Annotated in this window: 29 protein-coding genes; 2 read left to right on the plus strand and 27 right to left on the minus strand. The window is 35.4% G+C overall.

The window, feature by feature from the left end; translation table 11 throughout:
- Nucleotides 1-3 precede the first annotated feature (3 nt).
- The 8 genes from BK574_RS11990 to BK574_RS12020 all read right to left on the minus strand — a co-directional run bounded on the left by BK574_RS11990 (nucleotide 4) and on the right by BK574_RS12020 (nucleotide 4660).
- Nucleotides 4-1224: a phage portal protein gene (locus BK574_RS11990; protein ID WP_420796937.1), complete on the minus strand. Its 1221-nt coding sequence runs from the start codon at nucleotides 1222-1224 to the stop codon at nucleotides 4-6.
- 4 nt (nucleotides 1225-1228) lie between these two features.
- Nucleotides 1229-2974, minus strand: a complete 1746-nt coding sequence (locus BK574_RS11995; protein WP_078428772.1) for a terminase large subunit — start codon at nucleotides 2972-2974, stop codon at nucleotides 1229-1231.
- Nucleotides 2943-3263 carry a phage terminase small subunit P27 family gene (locus BK574_RS12000; protein ID WP_078428773.1) on the minus strand — a complete coding sequence of 107 codons (321 nt, stop codon included), beginning with the start codon at nucleotides 3261-3263 and terminating at the stop codon, nucleotides 2943-2945. The genes BK574_RS11995 and BK574_RS12000 overlap by 32 nt, the downstream gene beginning before the upstream one ends.
- Nucleotides 3264-3381: 118 nt before the next feature.
- Complete coding sequence (locus tag BK574_RS12005; RefSeq protein WP_078428774.1) at nucleotides 3382-3714, minus strand: HNH endonuclease; 333 nt, start codon at nucleotides 3712-3714, stop codon at nucleotides 3382-3384.
- 4 nt (nucleotides 3715-3718) lie between these two features.
- Nucleotides 3719-3976, minus strand: a complete 258-nt coding sequence (locus BK574_RS12010) for a hypothetical protein (protein WP_078428775.1) — start codon at nucleotides 3974-3976, stop codon at nucleotides 3719-3721.
- Between the two features lie 15 nt (nucleotides 3977-3991).
- On the minus strand, nucleotides 3992-4210 hold the full coding sequence (locus BK574_RS12015) for a hypothetical protein (RefSeq protein ID WP_078428776.1): 219 nt from the start codon (nucleotides 4208-4210) through the stop codon (nucleotides 3992-3994).
- Nucleotide 4211: 1 nt separating this feature from the next.
- A complete protein-coding gene (locus tag BK574_RS27875) occupies nucleotides 4212-4370 on the minus strand; it encodes a hypothetical protein (RefSeq protein WP_169917346.1) in 159 nt (52 codons plus the stop codon).
- 59 nt (nucleotides 4371-4429) lie between these two features.
- Nucleotides 4430-4660, minus strand: a complete 231-nt coding sequence (locus BK574_RS12020; protein WP_078428777.1) for a hypothetical protein — start codon at nucleotides 4658-4660, stop codon at nucleotides 4430-4432.
- A gap of 264 nt (nucleotides 4661-4924) precedes the next feature.
- Here BK574_RS12020 and BK574_RS12025 point away from each other — a divergent pair, with 264 nt between their 5' ends.
- Nucleotides 4925-5098, plus strand: coding sequence for a Spo0E family sporulation regulatory protein-aspartic acid phosphatase (locus BK574_RS12025; protein WP_078428778.1), 174 nt, complete (start codon nucleotides 4925-4927; stop codon nucleotides 5096-5098).
- A gap of 188 nt (nucleotides 5099-5286) precedes the next feature.
- Nucleotides 5287-5547 (plus strand): hypothetical protein, encoded by a 261-nt coding sequence (locus tag BK574_RS12030; RefSeq protein WP_078428779.1) that lies wholly within the window; start codon nucleotides 5287-5289, stop codon nucleotides 5545-5547.
- Between the two features lie 219 nt (nucleotides 5548-5766).
- Here the strand turns inward: BK574_RS12030 and BK574_RS12035 are convergent, their stop codons facing one another.
- From BK574_RS12035 to BK574_RS12100, 19 genes are all read right to left on the minus strand, one after another.
- The gene (locus tag BK574_RS12035) at nucleotides 5767-6201 is read right to left on the minus strand and encodes a hypothetical protein (RefSeq protein ID WP_078428780.1); all 435 of its coding nucleotides are present in this window, start codon (nucleotides 6199-6201) and stop codon (nucleotides 5767-5769) included.
- 8 nt (nucleotides 6202-6209) lie between these two features.
- Nucleotides 6210-6845, minus strand: a complete 636-nt coding sequence (locus BK574_RS12040; RefSeq protein WP_078428781.1) for a zinc-finger domain-containing protein — start codon at nucleotides 6843-6845, stop codon at nucleotides 6210-6212.
- Entirely contained in the window at nucleotides 6826-7257 is a 432-nt protein-coding gene (locus BK574_RS12045; RefSeq protein ID WP_078428782.1) for a RusA family crossover junction endodeoxyribonuclease, read from the minus strand. The genes BK574_RS12040 and BK574_RS12045 overlap by 20 nt, the downstream gene beginning before the upstream one ends.
- On the minus strand, nucleotides 7257-7793 hold the full coding sequence (locus tag BK574_RS12050) for a dUTP diphosphatase (protein ID WP_078428783.1): 537 nt from the start codon (nucleotides 7791-7793) through the stop codon (nucleotides 7257-7259). Before BK574_RS12050 ends, BK574_RS12045 begins: the two co-directional genes overlap by 1 nt.
- The gene (locus BK574_RS12055; RefSeq protein ID WP_078428784.1) at nucleotides 7780-7965 is read right to left on the minus strand and encodes a hypothetical protein; all 186 of its coding nucleotides are present in this window, start codon (nucleotides 7963-7965) and stop codon (nucleotides 7780-7782) included. Before BK574_RS12055 ends, BK574_RS12050 begins: the two co-directional genes overlap by 14 nt.
- Nucleotides 7966-7976: 11 nt before the next feature.
- The gene (locus BK574_RS12060) at nucleotides 7977-8198 is read right to left on the minus strand and encodes a hypothetical protein (protein ID WP_078428785.1); all 222 of its coding nucleotides are present in this window, start codon (nucleotides 8196-8198) and stop codon (nucleotides 7977-7979) included.
- Nucleotides 8199-8779: 581 nt separating this feature from the next.
- On the minus strand, nucleotides 8780-8968 hold the full coding sequence (locus BK574_RS27505) for a hypothetical protein (protein WP_158211635.1): 189 nt from the start codon (nucleotides 8966-8968) through the stop codon (nucleotides 8780-8782).
- A 263-nt stretch (nucleotides 8969-9231) separates the two neighbouring features.
- A complete protein-coding gene (locus tag BK574_RS27510) occupies nucleotides 9232-9375 on the minus strand; it encodes a hypothetical protein (protein WP_158211636.1) in 144 nt (47 codons plus the stop codon).
- Complete coding sequence (locus BK574_RS12070; RefSeq protein ID WP_078428786.1) at nucleotides 9372-10118, minus strand: alpha/beta fold hydrolase; 747 nt, start codon at nucleotides 10116-10118, stop codon at nucleotides 9372-9374. Before BK574_RS12070 ends, BK574_RS27510 begins: the two co-directional genes overlap by 4 nt.
- A 38-nt stretch (nucleotides 10119-10156) precedes the next feature.
- Nucleotides 10157-10309 carry a hypothetical protein gene (locus tag BK574_RS27515; RefSeq protein WP_158211637.1) on the minus strand — a complete coding sequence of 51 codons (153 nt, stop codon included), beginning with the start codon at nucleotides 10307-10309 and terminating at the stop codon, nucleotides 10157-10159.
- A gap of 134 nt (nucleotides 10310-10443) precedes the next feature.
- Entirely contained in the window at nucleotides 10444-10611 is a 168-nt protein-coding gene (locus BK574_RS27520; RefSeq protein WP_158211638.1) for a hypothetical protein, read from the minus strand.
- On the minus strand, nucleotides 10608-10784 hold the full coding sequence (locus BK574_RS27880) for a hypothetical protein (protein ID WP_169917347.1): 177 nt from the start codon (nucleotides 10782-10784) through the stop codon (nucleotides 10608-10610). Before BK574_RS27880 ends, BK574_RS27520 begins: the two co-directional genes overlap by 4 nt.
- Nucleotides 10781-10984 (minus strand): helix-hairpin-helix domain-containing protein, encoded by a 204-nt coding sequence (locus BK574_RS12075; RefSeq protein WP_078428787.1) that lies wholly within the window; start codon nucleotides 10982-10984, stop codon nucleotides 10781-10783. Before BK574_RS12075 ends, BK574_RS27880 begins: the two co-directional genes overlap by 4 nt.
- 19 nt (nucleotides 10985-11003) lie before the next feature.
- A complete protein-coding gene (locus BK574_RS12080) occupies nucleotides 11004-11276 on the minus strand; it encodes a hypothetical protein (RefSeq protein WP_078428788.1) in 273 nt (90 codons plus the stop codon).
- 4 nt (nucleotides 11277-11280) lie between these two features.
- Nucleotides 11281-11433, minus strand: a complete 153-nt coding sequence (gene fbpA, locus BK574_RS12085) for a Fur-regulated basic protein FbpA (protein ID WP_078428789.1) — start codon at nucleotides 11431-11433, stop codon at nucleotides 11281-11283.
- Nucleotides 11424-11579, minus strand: a complete 156-nt coding sequence (locus BK574_RS27525) for a hypothetical protein (RefSeq protein WP_158211639.1) — start codon at nucleotides 11577-11579, stop codon at nucleotides 11424-11426. Before BK574_RS27525 ends, fbpA begins: the two co-directional genes overlap by 10 nt.
- Before the next feature lie 11 nt (nucleotides 11580-11590).
- Complete coding sequence (locus BK574_RS12090) at nucleotides 11591-12394, minus strand: ATP-binding protein (protein ID WP_218970574.1); 804 nt, start codon at nucleotides 12392-12394, stop codon at nucleotides 11591-11593.
- Nucleotides 12345-13139 carry a phage replisome organizer N-terminal domain-containing protein gene (locus BK574_RS12095; protein WP_078428791.1) on the minus strand — a complete coding sequence of 265 codons (795 nt, stop codon included), beginning with the start codon at nucleotides 13137-13139 and terminating at the stop codon, nucleotides 12345-12347. The genes BK574_RS12090 and BK574_RS12095 overlap by 50 nt, the downstream gene beginning before the upstream one ends.
- A gap of 107 nt (nucleotides 13140-13246) precedes the next feature.
- Nucleotides 13247-13903, minus strand: a complete 657-nt coding sequence (locus BK574_RS12100) for a Rha family transcriptional regulator (RefSeq protein ID WP_078428792.1) — start codon at nucleotides 13901-13903, stop codon at nucleotides 13247-13249.
- Between the last annotated feature and the right edge of the window lie 2 nt (nucleotides 13904-13905).

Genomic DNA, 13905 nt, shown 5'->3' on the forward strand with positions numbered 1-13905 from the left:
ACGTTATTCGTCATCTGGTTCTTTTTCAATTTCCTTCACCCCCTTTCGTAGAGTTGGATCCATATCTAACGGGTACATATCCCCACTGATCCATAGTTCATCAGCTTGTCCTCCTCGTGGCGCTAAATCTTCCCAACGTCTTACTTCATCACGAGTTAGCCAACCGTCTCTTAAGCCACCATGATAAAAAGCGCTTCTAGCTTTAACGTCACCACGTAGTAAGGCTCCAACGTTTAACTTAAAATAATAACCTTGTTTTCTTTCTTCATCTGTAAGCAGCTTTCGGTTAAATTCCTGTTCATATTGCCTTACAACGGGTATTAATGTCAGTTGGACGAAAGTACGCATGAGCTCTTCATTGCTTGAAAAACTTTGACCCTCGGTATCATTAAGCATTGTCACTGGAAAGTTATATACATTAGCTACACGGGAACGGGTAATACGCTCAGATGTTAAAGTATCAGCAGATACATACTTACGCTCGATTGGGTCAACTTCCACTCCTGGCTCTTGGAATAGGATCCCGCCATTCTCCTGATAAAACCTTTTGAAATCTTCAATAACTGCCTTTCGTTTTTCTGTGTCAATATTCGCCTTATATTTTACAACAAATGAATTTGGGGCACTTTTCATTTCTTTTAAACTAAATTCTCGCACCGCTTGGTCATAATCAATCGTATTCTTTAACACTTTAATAGGATTAATCCCTTTTAAACCACCAGAACCGATAATGTGCTTAACATGAAGAACATCTAAATTATGAAAATAATAAGTTTTCTGATTACCCAAAACTTTAAACCACAATTCTTGCGTTTCTGCTTCAACAATTGGCTCTACATAGGTGGGATCCATCGGTGTTACACGATATACTTGACCTCTAATATCTCTCTCAATCAAGGCATAACCATTTCCATCTTCATTCCTTGATGTTTCCAGCCTTCTCATGAAATCAAATGAAGTCATACTCGGATTGGGCGAATTCATCAATACATCTGCAGCTTGTGTATATACGGTGTCATAATTTTGATAAAGCTTTAATGGAAGTGAGGCCATAATGTTAGACATTCGAGAAACAACACTAAAAATAGTTTCATTGGTTGCTAGTTTTGAATTATCTATACCCCAAAAAGTACGACCAAACCAATTTGTAAAATCAAAAGTAGCACCAGACCATTTCACTGCCGCCATAGCCACTTTATATTTCAACTTTTTATACCATTTCAAATTCTCACCTCCTCATCAAGTCATTCATTGAAATGACTTCCAACTTATCGCCGCCAGTTGAAGAAACTAATCTCTCCATCACTTGTGTATGTGCATTAAGCATTGCGGCAAACCCATCAATTTTACGATAACGATTTGATTTGGACGGCATGTTGTTGTTTTTTCGATCCTTTACCAACTCAACATTATTGATATACCAACGTAATAAAGGATTATTATTGAAAATAACTTTACCATCGATAAATAAATGTTTTAGATCATCCATTGCTGGACCAAGTGTAATAAATCCTTGCCTTACAACTTCAGTTACAAACCCATACTCTTTTAATGCTATATTTAAACGAAAGGCTTTAGCAGGGTCATAGGTAATTAATTCAATGTTATATCGTTCACTTTGTTTCACAAACCACTCATAAACATAATCTTCATTGATATATTCATCTTCAACAATTGTTAAAAGTCCCGCATCTTTCCACTCGTGGTAAGGTATTTTTTCATTACCTTCATTCACTTTTTTTCGAGGTATCCAGGAATGAGACAAAACAAAAACTTCACCTGATTTCAGGAGGGGAAACTCAAGACAAGCACTTGTGAAATCTTCTGAATCAGATAAGTCATAACCCCCGATAGCTGTTTTTCCTTGGAGTAACTTTAGATCTAATTCCTTTTTATTTCGTTTTAACACTTCATAATCAACAAACGGCATTTTACTTGCATGCACAAAAATGTTAAATCGTTTTGTAATAAAGTCGTTTCTCTCTTGAGGTGTTCGTTTAGCTTTATCCCACTCTTCTTTCATATCTTCAAGCTTTATTGAAACACCTAAATTCGGATTCGCTTTAATCCACATCTCGGGTTTATCAAATTCTTCTGGATCATCAAGTTCAGCAAGATAATAAAATGTCCGATCATCGTTAATGATACCGTTAAGCGTGTCAATTCCTTGCTCATAATAATTCACAAGTGGCCCATCTAATTGATAACCAGCTGTACTGATATAAATTAGTAATGGCTGTTCACGGGATCCACGAGAGTTTTTCACGACGTTAATGAGTTTATAGTCTTTGTACTCATGTATTTCATCGAATATCCCGATGTGTGTATTCAAACCGTCAAGTTTTTCAGAATCGGACGCCTGTGGCTCGATTTTAGAGAAAGTTTTATCGTAGTATATCGCATCTCTAAGAGGCCTAAATCTTTTCTTGAGAAGCGGTGAAGCTTTGATCATAGCTTTCGATTCATCAAAAATAAGACGCGCCTGTTTCATGGAGTTAGCCAGGAGTGGAATGTCTGCCCCTCTCTCGCCGTCTTTTGAAACGCCATAGTTCGCTACGCCTGATATTTTAGTTGTCTTTCCATTCTTTCGAGCAACAAAAATAAGGCCCTCTTTAAAGCGCCTTAATCCTGTATCCTTATGAACCCAACCAAATAAACTTCCTAAAACAAAGTGTTGCCATCCTTGTAAGATAAGCTGTTTAAAATTTCCTTTTGAGGGTTTACAATACTTTTCGATGAAACGTATCGGTCGATGACCTGTATCCTCATCAAACACATAAGGAAAATTTTCCCTACCTTGTTTATCTAAATCTTTTAAATGTCGCTTAGCAGCAAGGATATTTTTTTTACTCGCTAATATATTCCCCTTAACCACTTGCTCAGCGTACCAAGTAGTAAGAAGTTTTGAAGAAGGTTCGGCCAGAACATTTATGATACCACTATTAGAAGTCTTCGAAATCGTCTTCTCCGCCATTTTCCCCAACTACTTTCTTTCGCTGAGCAGGAGTTAAACCCATCGACTTCAAAAGGTTATTTAGAGTCTGGACGGTTTTGGCGAGCTCAACTACAAGAGGATTTTTCGTCAAATTGGTTGCCCCAGCCTTATTTGTATACTCATACATAAGGTCTTGCTTATTTATTTCTTTCTTTAACTTCCGATAAAATTTATGCGTTTCTAAATAAAGAGAAATCAGTTCTTCATCTGACTCTTTGTAATTGTCTCCCAAATATTCAATAAGTTTATTTCTTGTAGGTATCCCCACCGTAAAACCTCCTTTCTTTCAAAGATGACCCCCCTTCATGAATTTTTTTCCGCGTTGCTAGCGCTCTAGTGCTATCGCTTACTAGGGACCCTCATCACCAGAATATTTTATAGGGGGGCTATATCATTTCTGGATTTCCTCTCTCTTCGACTACATTTATTCGATGTTTTTTCTTCTTCCTTTGCTTACCTCGATCTGGATGCTCCTTGTTATGACAGGCTGGACAAATACTCTCAAGATTGCTTAAGGTAAGTTCCAGTTCTGGATACTCTTTTCTTGGCTTGATATGGTGAACCGTGTTGGCTATGGTTAGTACCCCTTTTCTCCAGCACGGCAAGCAACGGTGTTGATCTCTCTCTAAAGCTAGTATCCTAATTTTTCTCCAAGGAGTGCTGTGATAAAATTGGTCAGCTTTTTCTGAAGTTTTTACCCCTAATTTTTTATAGACCATTCCCTTACAACTCCGTCTTCAACTTTTGCATCCTTTCTCTAATCTTTAACTGGAGATTAAAACGTTGTACTGCATCCGTGGTCTCATTTAGTTCCACCTGCCATCTGCGTACTCGTGTATCTGTAACATATGATGTATATTTATGGTCACAATGTTCACAGGTAAAGTATGCTTCTCGTCTCCCTTGTCCGTACTTACGCTCTTTAAGGTTGATCTTAGTACCTCGACCACATTCATCGCATCTTACGATTTGGTTTTGCATTGGTATCACCTTCCCCTAAACAATCATGTAACCGACAATCCTGACATCTGGGTTAACTTTTAATCTAAATTCATCATCATAAGCATTCCAGTAGTAACCAACCTTATCTACGATGTTTTCTGTATTAGTGATAGTTTCAATTGCTCCTGAAGGTAGTTGCACCGCTACTACTAACAATCTCAATCCACCTTTACTTTTTGTTTCATCAATAAATCGTTGTTTTAAGGTTTTCATATTACTTCCTCCTAATTGCTCCACCGCGTCTTTCATAACGATCACGGTTCATACCCATTAAGCTTTTAATATCTCTTTCGGTAAGTCGTTCCTTTTTGTTATTTTTCATTTTATCGAGTTTACTTTTTGTATTCTTATCAAGACGATCTTCTATCCTCATATAGACCACCTTTTTTTAGGCATAATAAAAAGCACCCATTGTTTTGGATGCTTAATTTTTTAGTATTTTAGAAATTCAACCTTAGCGCCTTCGTTGAACAGTTGCCCTTCAATATGGTTCATTATAGATATTTGAGAATGTTTCCTTAAAGTGACATTTCCTATAACCTTAGCTTCTAACTCTAGCCTCGCACCAGGTAAAACCTCGATGTTTCCATTTACTGTCCCCTTAACAATTGTATCTACTTCAATAGTTATGTCACTATTTTGTTCCCCGAACAATAACTTCATAATTTACCACGTCCTTATACATTGTTAATTAACAATATAATAGAACTAGTTAATTTTTACCATAAAACTTTGCATTAAAAACTTCTTACCTAATCAAATAACATAGTGAATTCAAAAGACCAATTAATAAATATTACTAAAGTAACGTTATACACAATATTGTCACCATTTTATCCTGTCTTATTTTGTCGAAATTATTATTTAATTTTAAAAACAATGTTAAATTAACTTTTGGCTATAAAAGAATAAGGAGAGAGGACTTAAATGCCATCTAATTTATTAAAGCAAATTGAACTTAAAAGAAACGAAATGATAAACATTGGCATGAAATATGGTCTTTCTTCTATAAAAACTATAAAAAGCAGCCAAGAATTAGACGACCTCTTAAATCTTCTTTATCAAAGCAAACAAATAGTAAATAAAAAGCACCTAACCTAAATTGGCTAAGTGCTTCACTGACATTTCTCTCATACTACTATTATATCTCATTTTGTTAAGAGGTTTTGTAGCATGATTGTAGCATGTTTTGTCGAGTCGGACTGTTCATTACTTCTGCCATACTGTTATATTTTTCTTTTCCTTGGACAAACTTAATTTGTCTGATTTAAATCAAGGAGGAATTCAATATGGTAAATGATATCAAACAGGAAATGGAACGCATTTGGACCGAAACTTGTGGTTCATGGGAAAATTGTACCACGGAAAACATTCAGTCATTCTTAGCACAATGCCAAGAAAAGAGCATTGACCCACAATACTGTATGAATTGGGTAGAGCAACATAGCAATCAAATCCCAAATTGGTCAGCAGTCGAGAAGGTATCTCTTGATTGGGTGAATGACCATACTTCAACTGGTTCTCCCATTAATGGACATGAGCCTCAGTAACAAGGAGAGAAAAACTCTCCTCCTTTTTATGCCTTGAGGTTTATACCTCATTCAGTTCGCTAGGGTCGTACTACGAATTATACTAATCCAAAAAGACTTGCTATTAGACCAAGAAACAACCCAATAGAAACACCACTACCAAAATCTTCCCACCATTCTCTATCTGATTTTGACATTCAATTTACCTCCTTCACAGTTTCGCTCGTTCCTTCGCTACTTTCAACTAATCATCTTTTTATTCCTACAAGATATTCTTCTGATATGTTGATAGCTGTAGCCTAACTCTTTAGCAATTAACCTTAGAGGCATTTTCTTTATATCTCTCATTACAACAACCTTTTGGTCGATATCCTCAGATGATTTAAGTATTTTATCAATCTTATTCCTGGCATCCTTTTTGATTTCAAGGAAAGAATACAACTGGTCAATTCGATCATCGAGTTTATTTAATCGTTCAATGACAACATCTAATGTCATGGGAACTTGTCCCCCAGTTACTCGTTCTTTACTGTAATCAATTGTTAGATTAGCACCTGGAGCGTTATCGTACATTCGTTTCTTAAGTAGCTTTCGTTCTCTCTCCAGTTCCTCAATCCGTACTTCCAATGTTTTAATTTCTTCACACAGTTCACTATATGACTCAGCTAATATCATGTATTCACCTACTCTAAGTGCACTTTCAATGCTTCTTTAGTTGCACCATACTTAAATTTATACTTCAGTAATTCGTCTACACGTTGTTTATACATATCACGTTCTCTTTCTAGATTAGAAACTGTATCCAACATTTTTAATTTTTCTTGCCTTAAAGCATCGACAACTATTTTTAATTTTTCATTTTCAAATTTTAGTGAGTCATCTTGTTTAACTTGATTTACAACTAATTGTTTTTCTGTTTTTTCTGGAGGTGAGTTTGTTATTGTCTTAGTCTTAGAGTTTGGATAAAACTTCCCGATCAAATTCCACTTTTTCTTCAATGCATGTAGTTTATTGTGGTCCATTCCTAATTTATCCCTAATTTGTTTATCAGTCAGATCATCATCTTTATATTTCAGGTAGAGCTCTTTCGTAAGTTCGGTATGTTTCTCAATTGTTGGTTCGACCTTATTTTCTTCACTCATTTCATTTGGCCCCTTCCCTATTAACATATCTCCATATTTCCTTAACGCCTTTCCATAAGAGCAGCTTTGAGTGCAATACCGATCGTTTTTTCTATTAGGGTCCTTACAACTTTCACAGTGATTTACAATGATGTCGCCAATTTTATTTGTAATTGCTTTACGGATTGACTTCTCCAATCAAACCCCTCACCTTCACTTCCACTCTAGGAATTTCACCATACCATTTTCGGACCGTAAGACTTACTACTTGTTTGTCATCATGCCAAATGATACCTGATAAACCGTCTTTAATTCCCTTTACATAATTATCAACGTCTGGTTTAGTTGTAGGCCTTAACATACCCTTGACGGCTAGTTCCTGTTTGTATTTGGGCATCGATTGGGGAATTGCTTTATAGACGTCTACTATTAGCTCTAGTTCACCTTCTAGAAGTTTACTAGGTTTATTGTTAGCAGCTACTAAACGGACATATTGTTTGTAATGTCTGCTTTTAGATGGATCGTACATTCTCACTTTACCTACAAGATCTTTTCCAGCTCTTGGCCGACCTTGAGCTACTGGTTCACCGTAGATCGTGAAACTAATCATTAATAACCATTCTCCTGTCTTTCGTGATTTACTTTGTTTTTATTTAGGTAAGCTTGCTCAATTTGTTCCCAAGTAAATCCTAGCATTTCACCAAGCCCCAAAAATTCATCCAATAACATTTCATAATCTTCAAGTTCTCCATCCATCCAATAAACCGAATGAAATAAACTATTAAACTGTTGAACAATATCTTTTGATTTTCTAGGATTGAGGTCTAATGTATAACCTTTTATGTTCGAAATAATGTCATTCCCTATAGATAAAACAAAATGGAAGCAATCCACATATTCTTCTAACACTGGATTATGCCATTTAATATCGTCATAATTCATGGTCGGAAATTTAGCAACTCTTGTTCGAGGTTTTCTGTCATTACTCCAAAACTTCCACGTTCTTTGTTCGTTTGCTAACTCTCCAATTTCCACTTGCAAAGCTAGTTTTTTTATAGGAATAAGATTTACACCTTCTAGACCTTTTTCTTTTACAATCCGATCATCTAATACTCGTTGCAATTCAAAAAGTTTAGATATATTCATCTATTTTCTCCTCCAGTGCTTGTTCGTACTGTTCCACTTTTTCAATTAGCCACTTATAATCCTCATCCATTAACTCATAAAAATGACCTTTTCTTTTATGATCTTCAAAGAGGTAAGTGCAAGGTATTTTTTTACTTCTATTTTTGATTTCCAGCAATCGATTTGTAGTCAACTATTTTCCTCCTAGCCATTAAACTTACTGCCTCTTCGCCCATTTTTATAATGTTGTTTCTGCTTTTCTTGCTGTTTGAAATTATAAATTACTTTTTTAAGAGCACGGACTTCATTCTTTAACTTACTATTGGCCCGTTTTAACTGTTTTACTTCCAAGTGCATCTCCTCGGATCGTTGTTGGTAGTATTCGTGAGTTTCTTTCATAAGCTGATCTAGGTCTAACTGTTCCATTTACTCACCTACTTAAAAAAATATCTCAATGTAAGCGCTTACTTTATATATTTCTTTTTTATTTCGTTAAATTGTCAACACCTTGTTGTTCTTCACGCTCTTTATCCGCTTCAACCATTCCCTCTACACAACGATCGAATTCCTCTGGAGTTACTTTCATTCGTTTCATGTGGTTTTCTCCTTTCGTTATATCCTTTTTTATACTCGGTCTATTTCACCATTTGTAAAATAATTACATTTAACTAGAATTTTTATTTCGACGTTCGGATAATATATTTATTGTCCCCTAACTCACTTACTGCACTGGCCCGGGCTGATCGCTCTAGAGTTAGGAGACACCATGTTTTACGATATAACATATTGTAATTTACAGCGCTCTTTATATATCATTGACCTCTCCTTATGGAGAGTCTTTTTAATACACTTAAGGGTCGAACTGTGCAATACCGTTCAGTTAATAAATCTCGATACACCATCTGTATAATTATTAAAAGGAGTCCAAATAATATAAAAAAATTGGAAAGGAAATTATTATATGGCTCCTACGTTTATTAGAATAGGTCAGTTTGTTATTTCTTGGGCTACAGTTTTTTTTCTCCTAGAAAAACTTTTATAAGATATTCAGCACCTGCAATTCTCGCATCCTTACTTGTTTCGATTGTAAGTATTTTAGCTATTCCCTTTAAATTGTGGAGAGTTAGAGGCGGAATAAAAACAAAAATTTTCAATGATTTAAGTTTTATACTTGGACCATTTTTTATTGGCACCATATGGATTTTCCGCCTAACTTATGGGAAATTTGGTTTGTATTTATTTGGGAATATGCTATTGAATACATTCCTTGCGTTACCCTTGAGTTCAATTTACCAAAAATTAAAAGTATACAAATTGGTCAACTTTAAACCTAAGTACATCATCTTTTCCTACATGATTTTTTCCATAATTATTTATGGTTATCAGGTAGTTGTTGATAAAGCAGAATCTTAATTTTCTGCTTTTCTTTTTCGTTCCATTATGTCGCAATATCGCTCTACTACTCACAACCACTTGATTGATAACAACCATCCTTTAAATCCCTTAAGTCCCCACCTTGCATGAACCATAACCCTAAAGCAGTAGTAAAAATGAAAAACAATATATACAAAATCCCAATGATTGTATCCAATGTTTTTTTCATACGTTCATCCTTTCCAAAAAACGAACCAGCTCTAAATTAAATTCCTCTTTTCGCTCAATGTTAGAGGCATGTCCTGTTTGATTAAATGTCACCAGCTTAGAATGTCTGATCAGTTGATGCTGCATCACTTGATTAATGTAAGGAGTAACACGATCTTGAACACTTCCAAATATCAGTGTAGGAACTTTTACAAGAGGAAGCATTGTAAGGTAGTTCATACCTATTACAGCTCTCACACTTCGTTTATACTCTTCTGGACGTAAAATAAATGTATGTCTTGTGATATCTTGAAGCTCTTTATTATTTTGGAATATACACCGTTGAACAGCACCATTTTTATATTCCTCTTCACTTACACTGTCTACCATATGTTCACGTCTTCTCAATTCGTACATCCCGATCCAATAAGGAAAATAAGAAATACTGTTACAGATAACTAATGATTTGACTCTCTCAGGATAAAGTCTGTAAATTTCTTGTGATACAATCCCTCCTAAACTCAATCCGCAAATATGCGCTTTTTCAATGTTGAGTATGTCTAACAGATCTATAATGTCAGAAGCAAATGTTCGTAATGAAATATTAGACTTCATCTTTGTATATCCGTGTCCTCGCAAATCTGGAATTACTAATCGGAAATCGTTTGCTAATTCATGTTGTCCGTCCCAACCTTTACCAAACTGACCTAAACCGTGAATGAAAACAATCGGCTCACCTTTTCCAAAATCTGCGAAAGCAATCATTTATTTATTTCATCTCCTTTAATCGTTTCGATCGACGACTACACAACATGAAGTTTTAATTCTTTTTCAAGGTTTTTAATATCCTCCAGTAACAATGAGGCGTACTCGAATTCATAGTTCTCTTTTGCAATTTTGTATTGTTCCTTGCAATTGATAAGTTTAGTTTGGATATCTGCTTCACTTAAACTCATTACCTATTCCTCCTTAATTTTGATGTATTCAGCCCAACTAATATTGGGTGGAATATTGTATTTACAAAACTCTAACATTGGACAATTTCCACAATTCTTTGGGTAGTGTTCATTACATAATTCTTCAATTCTAGTCATTTTCGTTTCTTCCTCTTTGACCAGTTCTTTTGTTGGGATCGTTTCTTTTTGTTCGTGATTTTTTGTTCTTCTTTAATTCTAAAGTGACGTGTTTCGCGCCATTTCTTACGGAAATCTATAATACTTTGTACTACTCTATCAATTTCACGCTCAGTAAAAATCATTTCTTCACCTCTTTCGACATTTCCATTAATGCACTAAAGGTGTTCTTTTTAATTTCTTCTAGAACTTTAAATGCTTCATGCATTGTAAGTCCCTCGTCTTCAACTAGTCCCGCTAATCCAGCAATTATTAACTGCTGATTAAAATTATTCATATCGAACTTAACTTTGCTCATTTCTTCACCTCTTCTACTGGAAGATCAAGAGCTTTAATGATTTTCTGTATGGTTTTTTCTCCAATTCCAGGTACTTTATAAAGGTTTTCTAGGCGTTCAATAAAATGATCGACCATTGCATCTTTCATTTCTCTTTTACCTACTTCCGCTCCATCATTGAAGCCTTTTAAGTACAAAGGATTGAGTGGATTCATTTTCATAAGTCACCATCCTATAGAGTTACTTCATAAATAATTGTCCAAAATTAAGCATGACTTTTTCTTTACCTTTGGTATGCCTTGCTCTATCGAAGATCAAAAGAAATACCTCGTCTGGATCACAATCAAACAGCTTTGCAATTTTAGTGATATGCTTACCTTCTTTCCAAAGGTTTTCAATTTCCTCAACTTCACGTAATGACCAATCATGTCGTAAGTCTTCATTTGCAAAATACGTTTGATCTCTTTCGCGTTGCATGTAGTTCTTTTCAATAAGAGCTATGGATTGCTTCATTCTCTTAGCTTCCTTGTCTGTCATCCCTTTCAATGAATTTCACCTTCTCTCTTTCCAGTTCGTCTAATGTCAGTTGAGAAAGTAACCGACCATCAAAAGCTATATAATGGCCACTTAATTGCAGTTCCTGAATAAGTACCGCTTTTCTTAACTGCATTTCTCCACTCCCTTGCTTAATTTGGATTTCATTTCATCGAGAAGTAATTTCATGCGTTCTTCTGCTCGCTCGATCTCTTCCTTTGTTTTTCGTTTTGAAGATTTAACAACATATACTCCAGGTATGATTTGATTAACTTGGTTCAAATCGTTCACTCCTAAAATGGAATACTTGAAATTCGTTTATCCTTGGACTCTTTGAAAATGATATACTTTGGATTTTTTAAAAGACGTGATACTAGTTTCCTGTCGTACATGGTGAACAATGCTTTACTGGAGAGGTTTGTCGTGATGATGGTTGATTTATCTTGCCGTGTGGTCCCAATTGCATAAAGTACACGTTGTACAAAATCAGTGGCCATTTTATCAGTGTCGATGGATCCTGTTTCTGCACCTAAGTCATCTAATACGAGAAAATCGACTCCAGACATAAGATCTACAAAGTAGTTCTCAGTGTACTTACTTTCTTTATCCTGGAATGAACCTCTAATTTTTCTGAGCATTTCCTCTACACTGATAAACAATGATGATGTTTTATAGTTTGTAGTTTCATTGATTTCTTTTAAAATGGAGTAGGCTAAATGGCTTTTACCAGTACCTTGCAACCCTTGTAATATGACGTTGAATGTCTCTCCAGCTTTGTAGCGTTTAATACACTCTAGAACGATATTCTTATTTTTCTGTTCTTCCTCGCATGAAGGAACAAAACTTTCAATGGTCGCTTTTACTAAAGTTGAGTCACTTACTAAACTGGAGTGGTATAGAGTGTTGTACTTCTTCATCTTTTGAACGTGTTTGTATTGATCCTCAATTTGTTCCTGCAGCTGACGATCCTGTTGTTCTATAAAACAACGAGGACATATACTTTGATCATTCCAAACGATATGTTCTATCTTGTGCTGCTTACAGTAATCAGAATGGTAAGTCATAGTCTTTTGGATCGACTGTTGAATGTGTTGCACGACCATTCACGTCCTTTTCATTGAGGTATGACTCAAACTTTGTACCAAATAGTGTTTCTGGCCTGAGGTAGTTGTTCATTTTCTTGTCGTTTTTCCATTGAGAGTATTTACTATCTATAACTCTCTTGAAATCATCTAACCTAAATCCTTCATTCCATCGAGCGTTAATTAAAGTTTTGGTCTTTGGAGTAGTCGCTCTATAGTTTTTCTTTGTAATTTCATTTAAGTAATTTACGATTTCATTAACTGGAGGTATATCTTTTTCTTTATCTCTTTCTTCTTCTAGTTCTATATCTTCTTCTAATTCTTCTTCTGTTGCGTGACCTTGCGTGACTGTCACGTGACTACTTTGTGATAATGATTTCCTTTGCCGTTCCTTTTGTTTTCTTAATCGGTTTTGCTCTCTAATTTTCTCTAACCCGTGTATGTTTTGATGCTTCTCCCAGTTCGTAATAGAGATAAATTTATCTTCGTTTATTTCGATCATTCCAAACTGTACAAAAGTACTGAGGGCTAATCTAACTGTATTTAATGGTCTGTTAAAAATTGTTGATAACATTTCATCTGTATATGGGATATTTTCATTTAGGTATATGTAGCCACTAGCATTTGTTTTCCCTGCTTGAGCTAACAGCTTGATCCATATAACTAAAATTGCATCCGCTTCGGGCATCGATTCGATCAAACGTATTTTTTCGTCATCAAACATTTGGGTAGATAGTTTAATCCATTTGACTTCCGACATTTAAAGCACCTTCTTTAGCATATGAGGGGAATAACTCCCCCCGTTTGTGATATACTAGAATTAGTTGAATTTGTTTTGGCCTTGATGTTTGCGGCATCAGGCTTTTTTTATATCATTGGTCTCCATACTTTCACCCACTGCATAGCATCCTCAAAGTCTTTACTCTTCACAAAGATGTACTTAGGAGCCTGGAATGCTCTTCTTAAATGGCTATGGAGCTGTGAATATAGTTTATTTTTTGTATATTGCTCCTCGTAATCTGAGAAAATACTTTCGACTCGAACTTTAATTTGGTGATGTAAAGCGGTTTGTTGACCATGATCTAACGTAATTCGTTCATTTACCTTTGTTTCTATTTCCTCAACTTTTGATGTGAGTTGCTCGACTTGCTCAGATGTTTCTATAGTTAATTTCATTGACGCTACCAGTTGTTCGCGTTCCGATAATACTTTTGGTTGTTGCTTTTCCATTTCTTCAAACTTCGTTACATAAGCAGCTGTGAAAAGGACTCCTTTTTCTCCAGTCATTTTATTAGCTACCATGTCACAACCTTTTCGAGTTAGTAAGTAACAAGGTCTTAACTCCCCTTTTGCATCTTCATAAGTACTTTCTAAAAAGAAGTCCGACGGGCGGAATTTTCCGCTTGTTAAATGGTTAATATAACCTCGAATGTTTTCCAATAAATCTTTATGGCGTTTCCCAATCATCTCAGCTACTTCACGACTATCCACTAATAATTGCCCTTCTCTTTTGATAATGTTCACTT

Origin of the sequence: Alkalihalobacterium alkalinitrilicum (assembly GCF_002019605.1) — a bacterium.
Classification (GTDB): domain Bacteria; phylum Bacillota; class Bacilli; order Bacillales; family Bacillaceae_F; genus Alkalihalobacterium; species Alkalihalobacterium alkalinitrilicum.

Coding starts and splice junctions, on each gene's coding strand:
- BK574_RS11995 (WP_078428772.1), bottom strand. CDS start 2,974: ATGGCGGAGAAGACGATTTCGAAGACTTCTAATAGTGGTATCATAAAT.
- BK574_RS12005 (WP_078428774.1), bottom strand. CDS start 3,714: ATGGTCTATAAAAAATTAGGGGTAAAAACTTCAGAAAAAGCTGACCAA.
- BK574_RS12010 (WP_078428775.1), bottom strand. CDS start 3,976: ATGCAAAACCAAATCGTAAGATGCGATGAATGTGGTCGAGGTACTAAG.
- BK574_RS12015 (WP_078428776.1), bottom strand. CDS start 4,210: ATGAAAACCTTAAAACAACGATTTATTGATGAAACAAAAAGTAAAGGT.
- BK574_RS27875 (WP_169917346.1), bottom strand. CDS start 4,370: ATGAGGATAGAAGATCGTCTTGATAAGAATACAAAAAGTAAACTCGAT.
- BK574_RS12020 (WP_078428777.1), bottom strand. CDS start 4,660: ATGAAGTTATTGTTCGGGGAACAAAATAGTGACATAACTATTGAAGTA.
- BK574_RS12025 (WP_078428778.1), top strand. CDS start 4,925: ATGCCATCTAATTTATTAAAGCAAATTGAACTTAAAAGAAACGAAATG.
- BK574_RS12030 (WP_078428779.1), top strand. CDS start 5,287: ATGGTAAATGATATCAAACAGGAAATGGAACGCATTTGGACCGAAACT.
- BK574_RS12035 (WP_078428780.1), bottom strand. CDS start 6,201: ATGATATTAGCTGAGTCATATAGTGAACTGTGTGAAGAAATTAAAACA.
- BK574_RS12045 (WP_078428782.1), bottom strand. CDS start 7,257: ATGATTAGTTTCACGATCTACGGTGAACCAGTAGCTCAAGGTCGGCCA.
- BK574_RS12050 (WP_078428783.1), bottom strand. CDS start 7,793: ATGAATATATCTAAACTTTTTGAATTGCAACGAGTATTAGATGATCGG.
- BK574_RS12060 (WP_078428785.1), bottom strand. CDS start 8,198: ATGGAACAGTTAGACCTAGATCAGCTTATGAAAGAAACTCACGAATAC.
- BK574_RS27505 (WP_158211635.1), bottom strand. CDS start 8,968: ATGGTGCCAATAAAAAATGGTCCAAGTATAAAACTTAAATCATTGAAA.
- BK574_RS27510 (WP_158211636.1), bottom strand. CDS start 9,375: ATGAAAAAAACATTGGATACAATCATTGGGATTTTGTATATATTGTTT.
- BK574_RS12070 (WP_078428786.1), bottom strand. CDS start 10,118: ATGATTGCTTTCGCAGATTTTGGAAAAGGTGAGCCGATTGTTTTCATT.
- BK574_RS27515 (WP_158211637.1), bottom strand. CDS start 10,309: ATGAGTTTAAGTGAAGCAGATATCCAAACTAAACTTATCAATTGCAAG.
- BK574_RS27520 (WP_158211638.1), bottom strand. CDS start 10,611: ATGATTTTTACTGAGCGTGAAATTGATAGAGTAGTACAAAGTATTATA.
- BK574_RS27880 (WP_169917347.1), bottom strand. CDS start 10,784: ATGAGCAAAGTTAAGTTCGATATGAATAATTTTAATCAGCAGTTAATA.
- BK574_RS12075 (WP_078428787.1), bottom strand. CDS start 10,984: ATGAAAATGAATCCACTCAATCCTTTGTACTTAAAAGGCTTCAATGAT.
- BK574_RS12080 (WP_078428788.1), bottom strand. CDS start 11,276: ATGAAGCAATCCATAGCTCTTATTGAAAAGAACTACATGCAACGCGAA.
- fbpA (WP_078428789.1), bottom strand. CDS start 11,433: ATGCAGTTAAGAAAAGCGGTACTTATTCAGGAACTGCAATTAAGTGGC.
- BK574_RS12095 (WP_078428791.1), bottom strand. CDS start 13,139: ATGTCGGAAGTCAAATGGATTAAACTATCTACCCAAATGTTTGATGAC.